This is a genomic window from Nonomuraea sp. H19 (genome assembly GCF_052068215.1).
In the GTDB taxonomy this organism is placed as follows: Bacteria; Actinomycetota; Actinomycetes; order Streptosporangiales; family Streptosporangiaceae; genus Nonomuraea.
Map to the genome: position 1 here is coordinate 1 of NZ_JBQHCV010000122.1, position 1,166 is coordinate 1,166.

1 protein-coding gene is annotated in these 1,166 nt (G+C 69.6%); it reads left to right on the forward strand.

Going from position 1 to position 1,166, the window contains the following annotated elements:
• Positions 1–150 precede the first annotated feature (150 nt).
• Positions 151–1,166: SpnB-like Rossmann fold domain-containing protein (locus ACTMTI_RS56850; RefSeq protein ID WP_441129406.1), on the forward strand; the 1,016-nt coding region annotated here is incomplete at its 3' end.

A 1,166-nucleotide genomic window follows, 5' to 3' on the forward strand; every position in this document is an offset into this window, starting at 1 on the left:
GTCACGGGTTTGACTTCACGGCCGTTGCCGGTGGATGGGTTGTCGTCTCGCGCGCAACCGGGGCATGAGGCGCTCCATCACCTGCAGTGGGTGATACCGCCGAGTTGGAGTCCGCCTGATGCTCGAGGCGGGATAGCTGTCATAGAGGCGGTGGGTGAAGACGGCGGGGTGATCGAAGCGCTGCGCCGTAGCGATCTGGGGGTGCGTTCATACGCTGATCTCCACGCGGCAGCGAGTGAGGACGGCATCACGACCCTGGTCGTCCCTTGCCCGATTCCGCGGGCAGATGACCAAGAACCGTTGGAGGGGCTGCGGTCGGAGCTGGATCGGGTCGTGGGTGTGCTGCGCGGCTGGCTGGCTGATGAGCGGCTGGCTGAGACCCGGTTGGTGCTTGTCACCACGGGCGCGGTGACGACCGGCGCCGAGTCTGGCAGCGGGTCTGGTAGCGAGACCGGGAGCGTGGGTGGGGGCGCCTTGGGGGCGGGTGGCGTTGATGCTGCTTTGATCGGCGCGGCTGTCTCAGGTCTGGTGCGTTCGGCTCAGGCGGAGAACCCGGGCCGGATCGTGCTGGTCGACGTCGATGGTGCGGCTGAGTCGCTGACCGTGCTGGCTTCTTTGCTGGGGGTGGAGGAGGAGCCGCAGGTGGCGGTGCGTGCCGGGCGGGTGCTGGTGCCTCGTCTGGCTCGGGCGGACTTCTCGGGTGATCTGGTGGTGCCCGAGGGGGCGGACGCCTGGCGGCTGGACAGTCCTGGTAAGGGATCCATCGATGGGCTGGACGTGGTCGCGGCCCCGCAGGCCGATCAGGAGCTGGCCGCTGGTGAGGTGCGGGTGGAGGTCCGCGCGGCCGGGTTGAACTTCCGTGATGTGGTCGTGACGTTGGGCATGGTGCCCGAGCAGGGGGAGCCTATCGGTGGTGAGTTCGCCGGTGTGGTCGCCGAGGTCGGGCCCGGGGTGGATGGGGCGCGGGTCGGGGATCGGGTGATGGGGCTGGGCGAGGCGGCGTTCGGTCCGCGGGTGGTGGTCGATCAGCGGTTGCTGGCGGGGTTGCCGGCGGGGTGGTCGTTCGCGCAAGGGGCCGGGGCGACGGTGGCGTTCGCGACGGCGTGGTATGGGCTGGTCGATCTGGCCGGGCTCACCCGTGGTGAGCGGGTGCTGATCCATTCTGG